At 62.6% G+C, this 18,182-nt stretch carries 17 protein-coding genes; 7 read left to right on the plus strand and 10 right to left on the minus strand.

What is annotated here, in order from left to right:
- Window positions 1-97 precede the first annotated feature (97 nt).
- Window positions 98-361: a hypothetical protein gene (locus OHL11_RS03660; RefSeq protein WP_263370117.1), complete on the minus strand. Its 264-nt coding sequence runs from the start codon at window positions 359-361 to the stop codon at window positions 98-100.
- 110 nt (window positions 362-471) lie between these two features.
- On the opposite strand from OHL11_RS03660, the gene dnaB reads away from it, so the two are divergent.
- The 3 genes from dnaB (at window position 472) to OHL11_RS03675 (ending at window position 3,076) form a co-directional block, all read left to right on the plus strand.
- On the plus strand, window positions 472-1,872 hold the full coding sequence (dnaB, locus tag OHL11_RS03665; protein ID WP_263370118.1) for a replicative DNA helicase: 1,401 nt from the start codon (window positions 472-474) through the stop codon (window positions 1,870-1,872).
- 100 nt (window positions 1,873-1,972) lie between these two features.
- A complete protein-coding gene (locus OHL11_RS03670; protein WP_263370119.1) occupies window positions 1,973-2,350 on the plus strand; it encodes a VOC family protein in 378 nt (125 codons plus the stop codon).
- A gap of 21 nt (window positions 2,351-2,371) precedes the next feature.
- Window positions 2,372-3,076, plus strand: a complete 705-nt coding sequence (locus OHL11_RS03675; RefSeq protein WP_263370120.1) for a helix-turn-helix transcriptional regulator — start codon at window positions 2,372-2,374, stop codon at window positions 3,074-3,076.
- Here the strand turns inward: OHL11_RS03675 and OHL11_RS03680 are convergent, their stop codons facing one another.
- Both OHL11_RS03680 and OHL11_RS03685 read right to left on the minus strand, forming a co-directional pair.
- Window positions 3,077-4,858, minus strand: a complete 1,782-nt coding sequence (locus OHL11_RS03680; RefSeq protein WP_263370121.1) for a L,D-transpeptidase family protein — start codon at window positions 4,856-4,858, stop codon at window positions 3,077-3,079. It abuts the gene before it with no gap.
- Window positions 4,859-4,996: 138 nt separating this feature from the next.
- Window positions 4,997-6,199, minus strand: coding sequence for a hypothetical protein (locus tag OHL11_RS03685; RefSeq protein WP_263370475.1), 1,203 nt, complete (start codon window positions 6,197-6,199; stop codon window positions 4,997-4,999).
- 50 nt (window positions 6,200-6,249) lie between these two features.
- Between OHL11_RS03685 and OHL11_RS03690 the strand changes: the two genes are divergently transcribed.
- Window positions 6,250-6,672 carry a DUF2251 domain-containing protein gene (locus tag OHL11_RS03690; RefSeq protein ID WP_263370122.1) on the plus strand — a complete coding sequence of 141 codons (423 nt, stop codon included), beginning with the start codon at window positions 6,250-6,252 and terminating at the stop codon, window positions 6,670-6,672.
- A 336-nt stretch (window positions 6,673-7,008) separates the two neighbouring features.
- On the opposite strand, the gene OHL11_RS03695 is transcribed toward OHL11_RS03690, so the two are convergent.
- The 6 genes from OHL11_RS03695 to hydA all read right to left on the minus strand — a co-directional run bounded on the left by OHL11_RS03695 (window position 7,009) and on the right by hydA (window position 14,440).
- Complete coding sequence (locus OHL11_RS03695; RefSeq protein ID WP_263370123.1) at window positions 7,009-7,932, minus strand: hypothetical protein; 924 nt, start codon at window positions 7,930-7,932, stop codon at window positions 7,009-7,011.
- 47 nt (window positions 7,933-7,979) lie between these two features.
- On the minus strand, window positions 7,980-9,044 hold the full coding sequence (locus OHL11_RS03700) for a Gfo/Idh/MocA family protein (protein ID WP_263370124.1): 1,065 nt from the start codon (window positions 9,042-9,044) through the stop codon (window positions 7,980-7,982).
- Window positions 9,028-10,227: a pyridoxal phosphate-dependent aminotransferase gene (locus OHL11_RS03705; RefSeq protein ID WP_263370125.1), complete on the minus strand. Its 1,200-nt coding sequence runs from the start codon at window positions 10,225-10,227 to the stop codon at window positions 9,028-9,030. Before OHL11_RS03705 ends, OHL11_RS03700 begins: the two co-directional genes overlap by 17 nt.
- A complete protein-coding gene (locus OHL11_RS03710; protein WP_263370126.1) occupies window positions 10,224-11,453 on the minus strand; it encodes an amidohydrolase family protein in 1,230 nt (409 codons plus the stop codon). Before OHL11_RS03710 ends, OHL11_RS03705 begins: the two co-directional genes overlap by 4 nt.
- 12 nt (window positions 11,454-11,465) lie before the next feature.
- The gene (locus OHL11_RS03715; protein ID WP_263370127.1) at window positions 11,466-12,902 is read right to left on the minus strand and encodes a hypothetical protein; all 1,437 of its coding nucleotides are present in this window, start codon (window positions 12,900-12,902) and stop codon (window positions 11,466-11,468) included.
- Window positions 12,903-13,006: 104 nt separating this feature from the next.
- Window positions 13,007-14,440, minus strand: coding sequence for a dihydropyrimidinase (gene hydA / locus OHL11_RS03720; RefSeq protein ID WP_263370128.1), 1,434 nt, complete (start codon window positions 14,438-14,440; stop codon window positions 13,007-13,009).
- A 41-nt stretch (window positions 14,441-14,481) separates the two neighbouring features.
- Here hydA and OHL11_RS03725 point away from each other — a divergent pair, with 41 nt between their 5' ends.
- The 3 genes from OHL11_RS03725 to OHL11_RS03735 all read left to right on the plus strand — a co-directional run bounded on the left by OHL11_RS03725 (window position 14,482) and on the right by OHL11_RS03735 (window position 17,303).
- Window positions 14,482-15,333 carry an NHL repeat-containing protein gene (locus OHL11_RS03725; protein WP_263370129.1) on the plus strand — a complete coding sequence of 284 codons (852 nt, stop codon included), beginning with the start codon at window positions 14,482-14,484 and terminating at the stop codon, window positions 15,331-15,333.
- Between the two features lie 90 nt (window positions 15,334-15,423).
- On the plus strand, window positions 15,424-16,125 hold the full coding sequence (locus OHL11_RS03730; RefSeq protein WP_263370130.1) for a hypothetical protein: 702 nt from the start codon (window positions 15,424-15,426) through the stop codon (window positions 16,123-16,125).
- On the plus strand, window positions 16,125-17,303 hold the full coding sequence (locus OHL11_RS03735) for a pyridoxal phosphate-dependent aminotransferase (protein ID WP_263370131.1): 1,179 nt from the start codon (window positions 16,125-16,127) through the stop codon (window positions 17,301-17,303). The genes OHL11_RS03730 and OHL11_RS03735 overlap by 1 nt, the downstream gene beginning before the upstream one ends.
- Window positions 17,304-17,366: 63 nt before the next feature.
- Here the strand turns inward: OHL11_RS03735 and OHL11_RS03740 are convergent, their stop codons facing one another.
- Window positions 17,367-18,089, minus strand: a complete 723-nt coding sequence (locus OHL11_RS03740; protein ID WP_263370132.1) for an SDR family NAD(P)-dependent oxidoreductase — start codon at window positions 18,087-18,089, stop codon at window positions 17,367-17,369.
- Window positions 18,090-18,182: the final 93 nt, after the last annotated feature.

Genomic DNA, 18,182 nt, shown 5'->3' on the forward strand with positions numbered 1-18,182 from the left:
TGAGAAAAGAATATCTCGGATAGCGAGACGGGCATGGGCGATTGCGCACCCAAGGTCGATTACCGGACGTTTGTGCAGTGTGCCAGCTCGCTGCGGATCACTCTTCCATCATGCGGCGGATGTCGTCCGCTGTCGGAATGCCGGGCAGCGACAGCAGATCGGAGGGCTGGTCCAGGATGGCGCGGATTTCGGCAAACCGCTTTTCGGCCTGCTCGAGCTGCTTGCCCAGGATGCGGACCTGTTTGTAGCTGCGCATCAGCATGTCAAGCAGCTGATCGCGCGACATGCCCGCGACGCGGGCGCGCATCTGCTGCTCATCGAACTCGGGAACGTACTTGTCGAGATTGTCGGACGGCGCCATGTCGCTCCTTCTGTAAATCGCTTGCTAATGAGGAAAAGGCCGCTATGTGCACCATTCTCCGTGCATGATTCGCGCTTGTGGCCAGGGCGGTTACGAACGAAAATAACACTATGGCGAGCTTCTCCTCTATCGATGCACTGAGCGAAATGCCGGCGGCGCTGCACGCCGAGGTGGCGATCCTCGGAGCGATGATGCTGGACCCGGTCGCTGTGGTGGACGCGTCGGCAAAACTCCGCTCAGAAGACTTTTCGCTCGACTCTCATCAGCGCATCTACTCCGCCATGCTGGAGCTGGTAGCTGTAAGCCACGCGGTGGACTACATCACGGTCATCGACCAGCTCAGCAAGCGTGGCGAACTGGACGCGATCGGCGGTCCCGCCTACCTTGCATCGCTGAGTGAGAACGTCATTCGCAATATGAACGTGGAGAGCTACGTTCGCATCGTGAAGGACAAGAGCCTGTTGCGTCAGCTCATGGGCATCTTCACGGAGGGGCTCGCTTCGGCGGCTGACCACATTGAAGACGCGACCAAGGTGCTGAACGATGTCGAAGTCCGCTTGGCGGAAGTGGCTGATTCGGCCATTCAGCGCGGCTTTTCGAACATCCCGGATATCGTGAAGGAGAGCTTCGGCTCGATCGACGCGCTCTACGAGCAGGGCCGCGAAGTCACGGGGCTTGCGACGCATTACCTCGAGTTCGACAAGATGACCTCCGGCCTGCAGCCGAGCGAAATGATCATTCTGGCTGCGCGTCCGTCGATGGGGAAGACCGCCTGGGCGATCAACATCGGGCAGAATTGCGCGGTGCGCGATAACAAGGTGGTGGCGATCTTCTCGCTGGAAATGTCGAAGGAATCGCTGCTGCGACGTATGTTGGCGTCGGAGGCGATGGTCGGCTCACGTAAGCTGCAGACCGGCTTCATTCCGCGCGAAGACAAGGGCAAGCTCGTCGCGGCGCTTGATCGCCTGATGAACTCGCGCATGTACGTCGACGACACGCCGGGCATCACGCTTGCTGAAATGCGTGCCAAGTGCCGTCGCCTGCTGCAACAGGAAGGCCAGCTTGACCTCATCATCATCGACTACCTGCAGCTGATGACCGGTACGGCCGGTCCGGGTAAGAAGGGCATCGAAAGCCGTACGCAGGAAGTTGCGAGTATCTCGCGCGGCATCAAGGCGTTGGCCAAGGAACTCAAGCTGCCGATCATCGCGCTCTCGCAGCTTTCGCGTAACTCGGAACAGCGCACCGGCGACAAGAAACCGTTGCTTTCCGATCTTCGTGAATCGGGCTCGATCGAGCAGGACGCCGACGTCGTCGCGTTCATCCATCGCGAGGAGTACTACGACCGCGAGAACGAGGACGTCAAGGGCAAGGCGGAGATCATCATCGCCAAGCAGCGTAACGGCCCGACGGGTTCGGTGCAGATGGCGTACATGTCCGACTACACGCGCTTTGAAAATCTCTCTACGGGCGATGACTTCGGTCAGGCGAATGGTGGCGACGCGTACTAAGGATTCTCGAACTGCTGACACGCTCCTGACAGTATGCTGTCAGGAGCGTTTTTCTATCTTGGGCTTCGTAGTCAAAGAGTCATCCCCAAGGAGAAACGTCATGAGCCGTTTTGAGAGCAACGCTGTCACCTGGTTTGAAATCCCCACGTCGGACTTCGAGCGCGCCACGAAATTCTATGAGCATGTGCTGGACATCAAATTCATCCCCTTCGGCGATGGCGACCCGATCAACATATTTCCGTCCGTTGGCGCCGGCGCTACAGGCTGCATCACGAAGCGCCCGCATGGAAAGCCTTCGGTGGATGGCACGCGTGTCTTCCTCAACGCGGATGGCAAGCTCGATGCTTCGATCAAGCGCGCGGAGAAGCTGGGCGCCACCATCGTCACGCCGCGCACGCAGATACCCAACGGCAGCTACTATGCCTGCCTCATCGACTCCGAAGGCAACCACGTCGGCCTGCACAGCTCGCAGTTCTAGAAACTGTCAGGAGGAGCAGCGATGAGACGTGCTGATCGCCTCTTCCGCATTGTACAACTGCTGCGCGCCGGGCGCCTGAAGACCGCTCAAGCTCTTGCTGAGCGGCTTCAAGTGTCGGAGCGCACGATCTATCGCGACATCCGCGATCTGCAACTCGCCGGCCAGCCGATTGAAGGCGAAGCGGGCGTCGGCTACACGATGCGCCGTGAGTTTGATCTGCCGCCGTTGATGTTTACGGTGGAAGAGCTCACAGCGCTCGTCGTCGGTGCGCGACTTGTGCAGGCGTGGGGTGGAGAAGAGTCCTTCGCTGCAGCGAAGAGCGCTCTTGCTCGCATCGAAGCGGTGATCCCCGCAGAGTTGAGTACGCATCTCGACAGCATCGCGCTCTATGCGCCGCCGTTTGTGATGAGCAAAGGGCACCGTCGTCTGCTCGATCAACTGCACCGTGCGTGCCGCGAACTCACCGTAGTGGAGTTCTGGTACACGCGGATCGGTGAAGATATGGCGCAGGCGGAGTATCGTGCGGTGCGACCGCTGGCTCTCGCCTTCTGGTCCGGCTTTTGGACGCTCGCCGCATGGTGCGAGCTGCGCAACGACTTTCGCACCTTCCGCATGGACCGCCTGCACGGCGTCGTTGTCACCGAGCGCAGCTTTGTACGTAAGCGCGGTCAGCGGCTCGAAGACTTTCTACGTAGCGTCGGCAAGCGGAAGCCCGACGCTATGTAGCTAAAGCGTTTCGCCCGGCTGCTGCTTCGGGTTCACCTTGTGCTCGTTCGTGCGATCGGTGGGGTGCTTGGCGATCGCGGCAGCGAGGTCCTTGTCGTAGCCGTAGATGTCTTTGTAGAAGTGCACGGAACCGTCCTCGTCCGCCATCGCGGTGAGGTAAGTGATGCTCACCGGCAGCGTTGTCTTCAGGTTCACGGTCTTGTTGTTCTGGTCGCCGTACATCGCATCGTGGATCTTATCGGCGGTCCAAATAGGCTGCTCCTGCAGCACCCAGTTGGCCATCTTCTCCGCGTCGTTCAGGCGAATGCAACCGTGCGACTTATCGCGGCGCGTGAGGTTGAAGAACTGCATCTCCGGCGTGGAGTGCATGTAGATGTCGTACTCGTTGGGGAACATGAACTTCACGAGTCCGAGCGAGTTCTTCGGTCCAGGCTTCTGGCGCACGACGTAGCGGCCATGCTCGAGGTCGCTCGCCGAGTAACCCGACGCAGGCTGTCCGTTTGCGGTGACGACCTCATAGTCGTGGCTCGCGAGATAGCCGAGGCCGCTGGCGTTGATGTGCTTCATCAACTCTTTCTTGATGATCGAGTTCGGCAGGTTCCAATAGGGGCGGAAGTTCACGTAGCGCATGGAGCGCACGAACATCGGCGTGTCATGATTGCCTTCGGCCTGACCGACGACGACCTTCATCTTGAAGGCAAGCGAGTTGTCTTCGTTGTAGGTGCGCACGATGAACTCGGGCAGGTTCACGAGCACGCGCGGATTCACGAAGTTGTCCGGCAGCCAGCGCCAGCGCTCCAGCGCGAGGTTGAGCTGCTCGACGCGTTCTGTGAGCGGAACGTTGAGTGCGTCCACCGTGAGCTGCGTCAGCTTGCCGTCGGGCGTGAGGCCGTGGCGCGTCTGGAAGTGCTTCACCGCATCGCTGATTTCCTGGCTGTACGCCTGCGTCTGCGGAATCTCCCCTTCGGCGTCGCCAAGCTCCTGCAAGCGGAGGCGTAGCGGCTCGAGGCCCGCGTAGCTTCCGCCAACGCTGATCGGATGCGTCACTGCGGGCAGCGGATCGCTTTGCGCCTGCTGCTTGGCGGCGGCGAGGTACTGCACCAGCGCCTTCTCGGTCGCCGCGTAGATTGCGTTGTGCGGTTCGACAGAACTCACGACGGTCGGCGCGTCACTCGCGTCCACGAGCTGGTCGTTCATGAACTGCGAAAGCTGAAACTGTTCCCGCTTCTGCGGCACATCGATGTCGAAGTTCAGCGTCTGGGGGTTCACGCGACCGGTGTGCAGGTCGCTGATGAAGCGCATCGTGGAAATCGTCATCGCCGCGTCGAACTGCGCGATGACTGTCTCGGCATCGTCGCTTGTGTCCTTACGCTTGCGAATGTCGTCGATGCGTGCGACGCGTTGTGCCCAGCGGCTGGCGTCGTAATCTTCGGGGATCAGCCCCTTCTCATCCGCGTGCGTGAACAGGTTGATTAGCGCGGTGGTCGTCTCGGTCGGCTTGCCGTCGCGCGTCCATGCCAGCTCGAAGTTGCGGTCGTTATAGAACTGCTGCACGAGCGGCTGATAGGCCGAGTAGTTCGACCACTTCATGATCGCAAGCTGTGGCGACTGCACCACCTTCTCGACGTTATCGGCAAACTCGGCGGAGTTGGCCTTCGAGGTCGACTTGCGTTTGTGGAACCACGAGTACACGGTGCGGCGACCGGACTTGCAGCCTTCGGTCGGCAGCAGAATCGTCGTAACCAGAACCGCGCTCAACAGCACGGGAACAACAGTGGACAAGCGTGGTGACTTCACAGGTAGCGACCCTTCGGCAGTGGACGATCTTCCTCTAGGATGCAGAATCGGCGCGCGATGGAGAAGCGCAAAGATCGTTGCCGGCCACGAAGTTGTGGAAGAGTGCCGCTGCTGGTTCGCCCGCTACCGCAGCCAGCCGCCCAGCGTCATCACGCAGAGCCCGGCCTGCGCCACGATGACGCCGCCGGCGAGCAGCAGATACGTCTTGCGGTAGCGCGTCTCCAGCACATCGGCAAACACGCCGCCGATGAACGTCAGCAGGAACGGCACCGCCCACAGCCACGGCGCCGTGATGATCTGCGTGGTGTAGAGCGGCATCAGCGCCAGCACGCAGAGCAGGGGAACGGTGTTGCCGAAGTAGCGCGAGCGCTTTGTCGTGGCATAAAGCAGTAGCGAAACCAGCGCCGCAATCGAGATGCCCGCGTTGGCCGGTTGCAGGAAGAAATGCTTCGCGGCTTCCAGGCCCATCCAGCAGCGCGCGCTGCCGCCGGTGAAGAGATACAGGAAGACTGACGGGCGGAATCCGAAGACGACGAAGAGTACGAGCAGAGCACCGAGCGCGGCGTAAGCCATGATCGGCAGCACCAGCGAGCGGCGACGCTCGGCGACGTAGAAGAAGAACACCGCGCCCAACAGCCAGCCGACGATGCCGGCCAGCGTATGCGCGGAGGCCGTCAGCCCCAGTGCGACGGTGAGCAGCACGATGCGCGGACGCCATTTCTTGCGCGGCCCCTGCAAAGCGTGGCCTACGCCGATCGCCGTGTACACCAGCCCGTACAGCCCCCATAGCGCGAGGATGTCGTTGCTCGGGTGCGTGGCGTGGCGAATGATGGCTGGGCAGAAAACGTAGAGCGCCAGCGCGAGCGCGCCGCCTTCGTTGCCAAAGAGCCTGCGCGAAACCCACCACACGCCGCCGCCCGCCCACAGGGCGAAGAACACAAACGGTAGACGCAGCAGCCACTTCACGCCGACCATTTCGTGGCGTGCTTCCCATAGCGAGCCGTTCAGACTGCCCTCGGTGTAGAGGCGGTTCTCCGGTTTGCGGAAGTGGTCGGTCGCCAGCAGCACGCCGCGTTCCAGGCTCAGGGGCAGAGCGGCCGTGCGGTAGCCGAAGAAGCCATCGCCGTTCAGGTTGCCGCAACTGGTGAAATAGCCCGCGATCGCCTCGGGGCGCTCCCACATTTCGCGCCCACAGCGCGCCACGCGGTAGTCATCGGCGCTCAGCGGCTCGCGCGAGATGTTCCAGGCGCACAGGCCCAGCATAATCAGCAACAACAGGCCCGCAATCTGTTGCGGGCGGGCAATCGTAAAGCCACGGAGTTTCATCGTCACTTACGAGTCTACAGAGCCGGGAGCGCATGTAACCTTAAGCTTGTATGCAATCCTTCACCTTCAAGCCCGGTCTCGCCCTGTTCCTTTCACAATCGCTCAACGGCCGCTGGGCCGTGGTCTTTGAGGACGAAGGCCCAGCCGGATACTGCTACGCCTGCGATCGCCAGCTCGGCGAGGACGAAGAAGGCGTCGTCGACGCCATGCTGATCTACAACGGTGCTTCGCTCGAGGACCGCGAACGCGAGCGCATCGCCAGCGTGCAGTGGTCGCCAGACGGTGACCGCGCGGTGCTCTACCTCGACGGCACGCCGCAGGCGTACATGGATTTCGTCACGCGCGAAAGCTCCTGCCGCATGGATTTCCCGAACTTCCTGGAAGCCAACGACAACCGCCAGTGGCGCCGCTCCACCCACGCCTGGAACGAGGAGCTGGTGAAGCGCTTCGAGGCGGCCCTCTACGTCAACTAGGGCCGCGAGGTTTCGCGGACAAAAAAGAGGACGGCCGAAGCCGTCCTTTGCGTTTTTCCGGGGATGCTTTCCTCGAAAGAAAAAGTCTTTTAGATCTCTTCGTCGGGCGTCGCCTGAACGCGCATTGCCACGAGGCAGGGTGCGAGCAGAATCAGGATGAACGAGCCGGCAACAAGTGCGGAGTGCATAGGTGATGCTCCTGGAAGAGATGGGCCGAAGCCGCTTACAAACCTAGAGTGACATCACTTTTCATCTGCTGAAATACATCCAAGCGATCAGCGGACGAACGCCCGTATTACGCCCATCTTCCCGGAAAGTTGTAGATCGTCTGGGAAGCTATTGATCCTTCGTTTGCTGGATCTGGTTCGCTGCCACAAAAGCGCGTTTCACCACCTGCAGAAGACGTTCCCCGGCGGGGTCTGCCACCGGGTGGATCGGCAGATAGACCAAGGTTTCCTCGCGGCGGCAAAGCACATTGTTCGCAACGATCAGCCGCATGAGTTTCACCGCATCGGGGATGCTGCCGCAGTCCATACCGAGCCACCCGCGGGACTCTACGCCGTTACACGGAAGCCCGGTAAGGGCAGTGAGAGACGCGGCCACCTTTCCGCGCAGTGTGTCAACCTCCGGATGCTCCTGTTCCTGCAGCGTGAACGGGGCCTGCAGTAACGGAGCTTCTGCTTCCATCGCATTCAGCAGATTGCCAACGGCGCGCTGCTGCGCTGGAGCGGTGTGCTGTTGCCAGTAGTGCACCGTCTTCGCGATCGAAGTGATGACGTTTTTGACTTCCTTCTCGACGCGAAAATGCGGGCCCGCGGGAAGGTGCAGCACCATGCCCTGGCAGTGGGCCGAGACGTTCTCCAGTGTGATCGCGCGCGCCAGCCAACCGGCCATCGTCACGCCGACGCAATCGACGTGAATCCAGCCTGGAACATCGGCGGGCTCCGCGATGAGACGAGTCACCAACGCCACGCCGCGACAAAGTTCCTTCGTCACTTCGCGATAGCGCGGAGCATCGGCAGCCACTTCATCGCGTGTGGCGGGCAGCAACATGCGGCCTCGATGGGGCGGGCCTCCTGCCATCGCAAGATCGCAGAACGAGCCCCAGATCTCATTCCAGGCGACGCGTCCATCCTCGGCGTACTTCAGCCCGGCCGAACCCATGGAGACAGGCTGCACTTCGTCGTAGCGCTCGCGGTACTCCGCGGGCAGCATCGTCTTCAGCCGCGTTTCAAAGAGGGTGAGGTCGTCCTGGGGCATCACAGTTCCTTCGCCCTCGAGCATATCGCGCTCGAGGGCGACAGTGTTTAGCGGAGGAACTCGAGCAACCCATTGCGCTCGAAGAACTCCTGCATCACGACGGCCTTGCCCGTGCGCGAGCTTTCGATGCCTGCGAAGCAGAGCGCCAGTGTCCGCAGGTGGTCGCGCCCATCGCACGGCGCGGGCAGATTGTGGTCGAGCGCGTGCAGGAAGTCCTCAAGCAGCGCAGCGGTATCGTCGTAGAAGGCTTCTGCGTCTTCAATGGCCACTGGCGTCAACTCTGCGTCGGTCGTCTTCGCGTACGCAAGATCACTGAAGAGCTCGCGCTGCACGAACACGCCGCCTTCGCAATCCGTGCGCCACTCAAAGCCCGGCACGTTCCAACCACCGGACCACGTGCCGAAGTAGTTGATCGCGATGCCGCCTTCGAGCGTGAGCAATGCATGGACGTTGGCGTCGTCGGCATACATGCTCCACGCGGGGTTCCACGTGCGGCACATGATGCTTTCGACTTCGCGGCCGTAGCAGTAGCGAATCAGATCGAGGTGATGGATGCTCTGCTCGAGCATCATCGGCTGTTCCATCGTCAGCGGGTATTTGTTGATGCCCGGTCGGCGGCCATCGCGATGGCGGCGATAGATGAACTCGCCGAAGCCGACAGTGCCGAGGAACTCGCTGGTCAGCAGCTCCTTGTACTTCTGGTGCACCGGCAGATAGCGGAAGTTGAGCCCGACAGAGAGCAGCAGGTTGTGCTGCTCAGCCATCTGGATGATGCGGACAGATTCAGCGAGGTCCAGCGTGAGCGGCTTCTCTGCGAGGATGGGAAGTCCTGCGTGGAAGAGGTCGCTGCACTGTTGCAGGTGGCCGTCCGGCGGAGTGACAAGTGCGGCTGCGGTGAAGGTGATGCCTGCTGCGAGTGCTTCCTGATGCGTTGCGAAGACGGGCACACCGGGATGCGCTGCAGCGAACTCTTCACGCGTTGGCGCGTGAGGGTCGACGGCTGCAGCGATGCGTGCGTTGGGGGAGGCATCGATCACGCGCGTCCACATGCGTCCGCGCGTGCCGAGCCCGATGAGCAGCAACTGATGTGCCGCGTTACTTTGCGTGGACAAAGAGCCGCTCCTTCGCTGCGATGATGCGGTCCATCGCTTCCTGCATGCGCTCAATGGGCTGCAGCAGGCTCATGCGTACGTAGCGTGTGTCTTCGTCGCCGAAGAGCGTGCCGGGGAAGAGCAGCACGCGGCATTCGCGCAGCAGCAGTTCGCAGAACTCCGGTGCAGCGAGGCCCGACTTCTCGACGTTCGCGTAGATGTAGAACGCGCCGCCGGGGTGGCCGTAGGTGAAGCCGACTTCGTCGAGCGCTTTCATCATGTAGTCGCGGCGATCGCGGTATGCCTCGAACATCGCGATGGAGTCATCCTGCGGTCCGGTGAGTGCGGCGAGCGCAGCCCACTGCGACGGCGTGGTGGCGTTGATGCTGAGCGTGTGACGCGGCTCGATGAGCATCTGCACGAAATCTGCAGGAGCAGCGAGGTAGCCGACGCGGAAGCCCGTCATCGCGTAGCTCTTCGAGAAGCCGTTGAGCGTGATCGTGCGTTCTTTCATGCCGGGTAGCGAGCCGATGGAGAGATGCTCGCTGCCGTCGAAGATGATCTTCGCGTAGATCTCGTCGGAGATGACGATGAGGTTGTGCTTCTTCGCGATCTCGGCGAGTTCGCGCACCTGCTCGGGCTCGGTGACTGCGCCGGTCGGGTTGTTCGGCGTGACGAGTACGAGCACCTTGGTACGCGGCGTGATGCGTGCTTCAACGTCTGCGGGCATCAGTGCGAAGTTCGTCTCTTCGCGCGTGGGCACGGGGACGATCTTGCCGCCGCACATGTGCACAGCGGTATCGTACGACGTGAAACGCGGCGAGGGGATCAGCACTTCATCGCCTTCGTTGATGAGCGCCAACATGCAGAGCATCATCGCTTCCTGCACGCCTGCGGTGACGATGATCTCTTCGGTGGTGTAGTCGAGCTTGTACTCGGCCTTGAGCATCGAGGACACCGCCTCGCGCAACTCAGGAATGCCTGCGGGATGCGTGTAGTGCGTCCGGTCGTCGGTGATGGCCTGGCGCGCGGCTTCGGCGATGTGCTCGGGTGTGCGGAAGTCTGGGTCTCCGCGACCCATCGCGATCACGTCCTGCAGCTTCGCGGCGATCTCCACCATCTTCGTGCGGTAGGAGGTGTCTTCTTCATTGATGCGCGCGGCGAGCGCCTTCATCAAAGGGTTCTGTGCGGGGTTCGTGCTCATACCAGGCGCTTTCCTTCCACGAAGGTCATCGTGACGTTATCGAGTGCTTTCAAATCTTCGAGCGGGTTGCCGTCGACGACGACCACGTCCGCGAGCTTGCCGGCTTCGAGCGTGCCGAGCTTGCTGTCGAGCTTGTTCATCTTGGCCGCTACGCTGGTCGCGCTGCGGATGGCCGCGTAGTTGTCCTTCACCACGCCGACCTTCACCATGAACTGCATCTCGGGCGAGACGACTTCGTGACCCACGGCAGGGCTGCCGGCATCGGTGCCGAAGACGATAGGCACGCCAGCTTCGGCGGCCTTCTTCAAGCCTTCGTAGCGGGACTTATCCGCCACGGCCTTCTGGCGTTCTGCGAGCTTCCAGTCGGGCACGTTGAACTTGCGCGCGATTTCAGGAACGCTCTGCTGCACGATCGGCGCGAAGGTCGTCACGATGGGCACCTTGCGCTCAAGCAGCAGCGCGATCGTCTCGTCGGAGAGTGAGCCGCCGTGCTCGACGACGTCGATGCCAAACTTCACGACGCGGTGGATGATGGAGTCAAAGGTCGCATGTGCGGTGATGGGCAGGCCGTTGCGATGCGTCTCGTCGATGACGGCTTCGAGCTCTTCATCGGTGAACTCATGCAGGTCGTGCGAGGCCATGATTTTGATGAGGTCGGCGCCACCGCGAACCTGCTCGCGCACAGCACGGCGCATCTCGTCTGCGCCTGAGGCTTCGCGGCAGCACCAGTAGGTGTGGCCGCCGGTCTGCACGATCGCTTCGCCGCAGATGAGCAAGCGCGGACCGGGGAAGATGCCCTGCGCGACGGCTTGCTTCGCTGCGAAGTTCGACTGGTTCATGCCGAGATCGCGCACGGTGGTGATGCCTGCGCGAAGGCTCTTCAGCATGTTCGTTGCTGACTTGTACGCGCTGATCTCAGGAGAGTCATCGAGCGCCTGGCGCGCGAGGTCATGCACTCCGTCCCACGCGAGATGTGCGTGGCTGTTGAACATGCCGGGGAGGATCGTGCCGTTGGTCTTCACGACGTATGTGGCATCGAGGTCCGTGCGATCGGATGCCTTGCCCACTGCGACGATGGCACCGTCCTTGATTTCGACGAAGCCGTTTTCAATGACCTCATCGCCGACCGCTGTGAGCACGCGGCCAACGAGAACCTTGTGCTCTACGGGGATATCCATGATCGGCGCGGTGATCTTTTGAAAGCGCCATGCTGCTGCTTCGGGCATCGTAATTCTCCTTTAGTTCTTGGGCTTGTAGCCGAGTTCTTCCAGCGCGCGTGCGCCGCCATCGAGGTTGCTGAGGTTCATGCCTGCGTAGTTCGGCGAGTAGACGAGGCCCTTGCCGCCAGCGCGGAAGGTTGCGTGAACGCTGCGGTAGACGGTGTCCGGCGTGCATACGGCTTGCTCGGTGAGAATGCGCGGAGCATCGACGCCGATGCCCATGTAGACCGGCACCTTGCCTTGCACGCCACGCACGGCGTCCGCGCATTGGCCGAAGACGTAGGTGTCGGGGTCCATGCCCGCGGCGATGACTTCGTTCGCAGGCGCCTCGTTCATGCCGAGCAGAGCGTACATCGCAGGCACAAACTCTTCGCGTGTGAAGTCGCGCAGCAGCGTGCCGCCGAAGTAGTTCATCTCGCGAATGAAGACCTCGCCTGCCTGATGCTGGTACGTGATCGGCTTCACCCAGTCGCAGTACGTGGTCTGTTCAAGCCACGGCCACTGCGCCTTGCGGATGGGGTTGAAGTGATTGCGGTTCCACACGTTCAGGCCGAAGGTGAGCGCGGGGTTGCACCACTTCACGATGCCGTAGAGTTCGCGGTCGAGGTCCTTGCTGCGCTCCAGCCAGAACTTCTCCCAGACGAGCACCTCGGGGTTCGCAAGCAGCACGCGGAGAAACTCAATGAACGCGCCATCGACGAAGGTCTCGCCTGCGCGGACCTTCTGGAAGAACTCATAGACCGGCGCGAATGCGAGCTTGGTGCGTTCGACGTCGATGTTGCGTTCGGCGGCTTCCTTGCGGCACTGCGGGCAGAAGCAGCCCGGTGCCTGACCCTGCATCATGCGGTCAAGCGGCGAGTTGCGCTCGTTGCACCACATGATGCCGTCGATGTCGTAGTTGCGGCAGTGCTCCTCGATGATGCCGTGCCACCAGCGGCGATAGTCGGGGTTCGACGTGCAGGGTTCGCCGGCGATGCGGCCGAAGAGGTCAATCTCCATGCACTGCGGCATGTTCGGGATGAGCACCGCCGCCGCCGATCCGTGGCCCGCGTACTTGAAGAGCGGCTCCATAAACTCGGGGATCACCTTTATGCCGCGCTTCTTCGCCTCGGGGATGACGAGATCGAGGATGTCCTGCCCCGCAAGTTCAGGGTCCGTGGAGGCGAACTGCTTGATGTGCGTATTCGTGTAGTACTCCGGGCGCTCCTTGATGTAGGAGCCGCCCTGCATCGTGTACGGCGCGGGGACGCCGTGGTCCGGCCAGCCTTCGAGTTCGGCCGAGATGCGGCGACCGACCTTCAGGCCCAGCCAGGAGATCGTGCCGATCATCAGCGCGTTGACGCCGACCCGGTTCTGCAGCGTGTTCAGGCACGCCTCCACGCCCTCATCGATGAAGCTGATGGGGGAAATCTGCATGCCGATCATCGGATCGGCCACGGTCGGGGGAGTAGACATCAGCGTTCGGACTCTTTTCATGGGTTGGCTTGAGAAAGGTATAACTGTATAACAAACTAATAATGACGACACTCGCTTGTCAATGCGATTCGCCGCATCGACGCCTACAGGTAGGGGTTGAATCCAGCGGGGAAGCGGCCGCTTGGCGCTATGAACTCGTAGGCGTCCCGCGCGAGGAATCGGCCGGCGCCTGGTTCGCTGAGCACGCGGTCGTCGGCGAAGGCGAGTTGGCCGCGCAGGTAGGTGCGCACAGGGACGCCCACCGTTTCGAGGCCCTCGTAGGGTGTGTGGTCGGGGCCGTGGTGCATGGTGGCGTTGGTCAGGGTGCGTGCGGCGTTGGCGTCCCACAGCACGAGGTCGGCGTCGCTGCCGAGAGCGATGGCGCCCTTCTGCGGGTAGAGTCCGAAGAGTTTCGCGGGGTTGGTGCTGACCAGGTCAACGAACTTGCGCAGGTCGATGCGGCCCTCGTGAACGCCGAGCGTGTAGACGATCGGCAGCCGCGCGGCGAGCCCCGGAATGCCGTTGGGGATCTTCGAGAACGGAGCGCCTTCGCCTGCGAAGAGCTTGCCATGGGCGTCGAAGTTCAGCGGCGAGTGGTCCGAGGAAACAACGGTGATCGTGCCGTCCTGAATGCGCTGCCAGAGATCCTCCTGATCGGCCAGCGTGCGTGGCGCGGGGGCAAACATATACTTCGCGCCCTCCATGCCGGGCCGGTCGAGGTCCTTGGCGGTCAGCAAGAAGTACTGCGTGCAGGTCTCGGCCCACACCTTTACGCCGCGCGCCTGCGCGCGGGCCACTTCCTCGGCGGAGCTATGTCCGGAAACGTGAAAGATCTGCAGCGGCGCGTCCAGCGCTTCGGCCAGCGCGATCACGCGGTGCGTCGCTTCCCGCTCCACGATCATCGGTTTGGCGAGCGCGAGCGCCCTAGGTTCGGTGATGCCCTGTGCGAGCAGTCGAGCGGTGAGCCACTCGATCAGCTCATGGTGTTCGGCGTGCACGCAGACGAGCGCGCCGTGCTGTCGCGCGGCTGCGAGCACCGGCAACATTTGCGCGTCTGTGAGTCGCGTACTGGCGTTCGCCATGAAGATCTTGATGGAGCGATGGCCCTGCGCGATCAGCTCGGGGAGTTCCTGCTCGAGCACCTCGGGCGTGGGGTCGGTGATGGTGAGGTGGAAGCTGTGGTCGCAGCGCGAGCGCTCGGAAAGCTTATGCTGATGCGCGGCGGCGTGCTTGAGCGAACCTCCGCGCGGTTGCATGACGAAGCTGATGATCGTCGTCGTGCCACCTGCGAGCGCCGAAGCCGTTCCACTCGCGAAGTCATCCGCGATCTGCGCGCCGGAGGAGAAGGTCTGGTCAACGTGCACGTGCGAATCCACGCCGCCGGGCAGCACGAGCAGGCCGGTGGCGTCCACGTCCTCGCGGCCTGCGGGCAGAATAGGCTCAATCGCGACGATCTTGCCGTCGCGGACGCCGAGGTCGCAGACGGAAATCGAGTCCGGGAGCACCACGGTGCCACGGCGAATCGTAAGGTCAAACATAGTTAGCTCCTGGAAGTCGGGTCGGTAGAAAGGAAGTCGTAATGGAAGAGTTGTGGGTTCGGCTGGGCGAGACGCGTTACCGCGTGGAACGCCCGTTTGGCGAGGTGCCGGGGGCGTCGCAGGGCGGCGTTTCGGATGTCACGGTGAACGCGCAGGGACACATCTTTGTGCTGCTGAGGCGTGACCCTTTGCTCACGGCGCCCACTCCCGCTGTGATCGAGCTCGCGCCCGACGGCCGCCGCTTGCGCGCCTGGGGCGAAGAGATTGCGGACGCGCACATGCTGGCCTGCCACCCCGTCACGCAGGAGGTCTTCGTGGTCGACCGCGACGCGCATGAGGTGCGCCGCTACAGCGCGGGAGGTACTTTCCTCGGCGCGCTGGGCCTGCGTCATCGTCCGGGAGAGCCCTTCAGCCACCCAACGGATGTGGCCTTCATGCCCGGCGGCGAGATCATCGTGACCGACGGATACGGCAATGCGCAGGTGCACATCTTCAGCGCGGACGGCGAGCGGCTGCGCTCCCTCGGCAAGCTCGGCACGCTGCCCGGTGAGTTTCTGACGCCGCACTCCGTCTGTGCGATCGATGCAGAACGATTCGTCGTTGTGGACCGCGAAAATCATCGCCTGCAGGTCTTCACGCTCGGCGGCGACCTCGTCGATCTGTGGACCGGCTTCTTCCGGCCGCAATCTGTGTGGAGCGATGGGCAGCATGTCTACGTGACCGATGCTGTGCCGTCGTTGAGTCTGCTCAGCCACGCAGGAGCGCGCATTTCGCGCTGCCGCCCGGTGCTGAACGGCGCGCACGGCCTTCACGGCGACCCAAAGACCGGCTGCCTTTTCCTGGCAGAGGGCAGCCCTAGCCGCGTTACGCGGTTGACTCCCGAGGCTGATTAGACTCCGCATATTGTATAATCATTATACAAAGCATTTCAGTTGTCTATTCCCGCTCGGACGCTCGCGCAGGGAGTAGGAAGGACAGAAAAGATGGCATTTGTCGTGGATTTTTCAGCGTGTGTGCAGGAGTTGAGCGCGCTGCAGCCTGTGCCCCTGGAAGGCGCGGAGGCGGCCGGCTCCTGGGGGCCGATGGCGGCTGCCGCATCGGAGGCGCTTTCGCGCGGCGAAACGCATTACACCGACCGCCCGGGCATTTTGCCGTTGCGCCAGAAGGTCAGCGGTCTGCTGGCGAAGCAGTTTGCGCTGGAGGTGGATGCGAAGTCCGCTGCGGTGATCACTTGCGGCGTGGTTGAAGCGCGCTTTGTGGCGTTGCAGCAGGTGCTCGCTGCGGGGGATGCGGTGTGGACGCCGGAGTCGCTGGCCGCGCGCATCGCCGGAGCCGCAGGTCTGCGTCGCGCGCTGCTGACGAAGGCTCCTGAGTCGGCCAAGCTCGTCTACCTGGCGAGCAGCCTTGGCGAAGAAGCGCTGCGTGGCACGCTGGCGAAGGTTTCTGCGGACGCGCTAGTGCTCTTTGAGGCTGACGACGCCCAGGCGAGCTTCCATCCGGCGGCTGTTGAGGGTTTCGCGGAGCGCGTCATCACGATCGGTCAACTCGGCGAGCCCGCGTGGCAGATGGGCTATCTCGTCGCCCCGGCGAAGCTCTCGGCGGGGCTGCGCGACTTCAAGCAGGCGCTCACGATCTGCTCCACCAACCTTTCGCAGTGGGCGATGCTTGCTGCTCTGGAGAACTAATGAACGAACTCGCAGAAATCCAGTCGCTGGATGGCACCAAGCTGCGCTATGCGCTGATGGAGCTGTCGAAATCCATCCCTGACGCCATCGCGCTGGGTCGTGGAGACCCAGACATGGACACGCCGTCGTTCATCGTCGAGGCTGCGCGCAAGGCGCTGGGCGAAGGCCCGCTGCCGGTGGCGCCGATCCTCGGCCTGCCAGAGTTGCGTGAGGCGATCGCCCGCAATGCGGCGCGTGATCACGCCTGCACGATCGGCCCGGAGAATGTGCTCGTCACTACCGGCGGACAGGAAGCGCTCTTCCTCGTGATGACGCTGCTGCTGAACCCCGGCGACGAGATCCTGGTGCCGGATCCGCGCTACACCTCTTACGACCAAGCCATCGAGCACACGGGCGCGACCACGATCAGCGTTCCGACCTTCGCGAAGGACGGCTTCGATCTCGACCCGGCCGAGGTGGAGAAGCGCATCACGCCGCGCACGAAGGCGCTGCTGCTCGTCACGCCGAGCAATCCGACCGGCGGCATCCTGACGCCGGAGAGCGCTCGCGGTCTTGCGGAGCTGGCGCGCAAACACAACTTCGTCATCGTCTCCGATGAGATCTACGGCAAGTTTGTGTGGGAGCCGTTCCAGCACACGAGCATCGCCGGAGAGCCGGGCATGGCTGATCGCGTGATCACGATCTCGGGCTTCTCGAAGGCGTATGCGATGACCGGCTGGCGCGTCGGCTACATCCTCGCGGCGCAGGAAGCGATCGAAGCGATGGGGCGCATCAAGGCGCACACCACCGGCCCGGTGGCTGCGTTGAGTCAGCGTGCTGCGCTTGCGGCAGCTCTCTCGGACGACCAGTGCGTTCGCGACTTCCGCAAGATCTACATCGAGCGTCGTGACTTGCTCGGTGCAGGGTTGAAGCAGATGGGACTCACCTACGGCGAACCCCGCGGCGGCTTCTTCTTCTGGGCAGATAGCTCATCGACAGGTATGCGCGCGCTGGAGCTTTGCTACCTGATGCTGAAGCACGCACGCGTACTGATCTTCCCCGGCACGGCCTTCGGTCAGACGTGGAACGATTACCTCCGCATCACCACGCTGCAACCGACCTCGGTGTTGGCTGAAGCCGTGGAGCGCATGAACCCCGTGATGGAGCGCGTGCGCGAACAGAGCGGAGTTGCGAAGTAGCTCTCTGCTGGGCAACAAGGAAGGCGTGCTCCCTGGAGCACGCCTACCTTGTTGTAGCTCGGCTTACGTCTTGGCGCGCTCGGCAATCTCTGCCGCGCTCAGGCGCTTGCCCGAAAGCGATGCGTCCGGCTGGCCCGCGAGATAGACAAACGCTGGCGCAAGTTCACTCGGTTCCACCCAGCGCTGCTTCAGCGACTCCGGATAGTTCTGCTCGGACATCGGCGTGCGCATCGGCTTACCCGGAGTGACCGTGTGCGTGTAGACACCCTTCTCCGTGCCCTCGAGCCCCAGCGCGGAGGAGAACCCTTCCAGCGCATGCTTGGTCGCCGCATAGGGCGCCTCGCCCCAGTCGGCGCGGATGCCTGAGTTCGACGACACATAGATGCCGCATCCCGACCCGGCGGCGAGCCAGCGGTTCCAGTAGGCGCGCGTGAAGAGATATGCCGCCTGCATGCCGACGTTGAAGGTGAGGTTCCAGCGCTCCTCGGTCATCTCCGCAAACGCCTGCGGTACGAGGAAGCCCGCGTTGTGCACGAGCGTATCCACCTGCGGATGCTCGGCGTCGATCGCCGCAATCGCTGCGCGCGTGGCACTCACGTCCGAAAGGTCGACCGCGTAGATCGTGCTCCCCGGCAACTCCCGCCGCAACTCGGCGAGCGCTGCTGCGTCGTAGTCCACCAGCGCCACCTGGGCGCCGGCGGCGTGAAATGCCTCGGCGATCGCCTTGCCGAGGCCCTTCGCGGCCCCCGTAATCACTACATGCTGCTCGCTAACGGCGCGTGGCATAACGATGAACCTCGTGGGAAAGTTTCGGAGGACGCTTGTGCATCCATCGGTTAGTTGTTAGATTGTATTACAAACATCTGTCATCCGCCGTTC

The organism is Granulicella cerasi (assembly GCF_025685575.1).
Classification (GTDB): Bacteria; Acidobacteriota; Terriglobia; order Terriglobales; family Acidobacteriaceae; genus Granulicella; species Granulicella cerasi.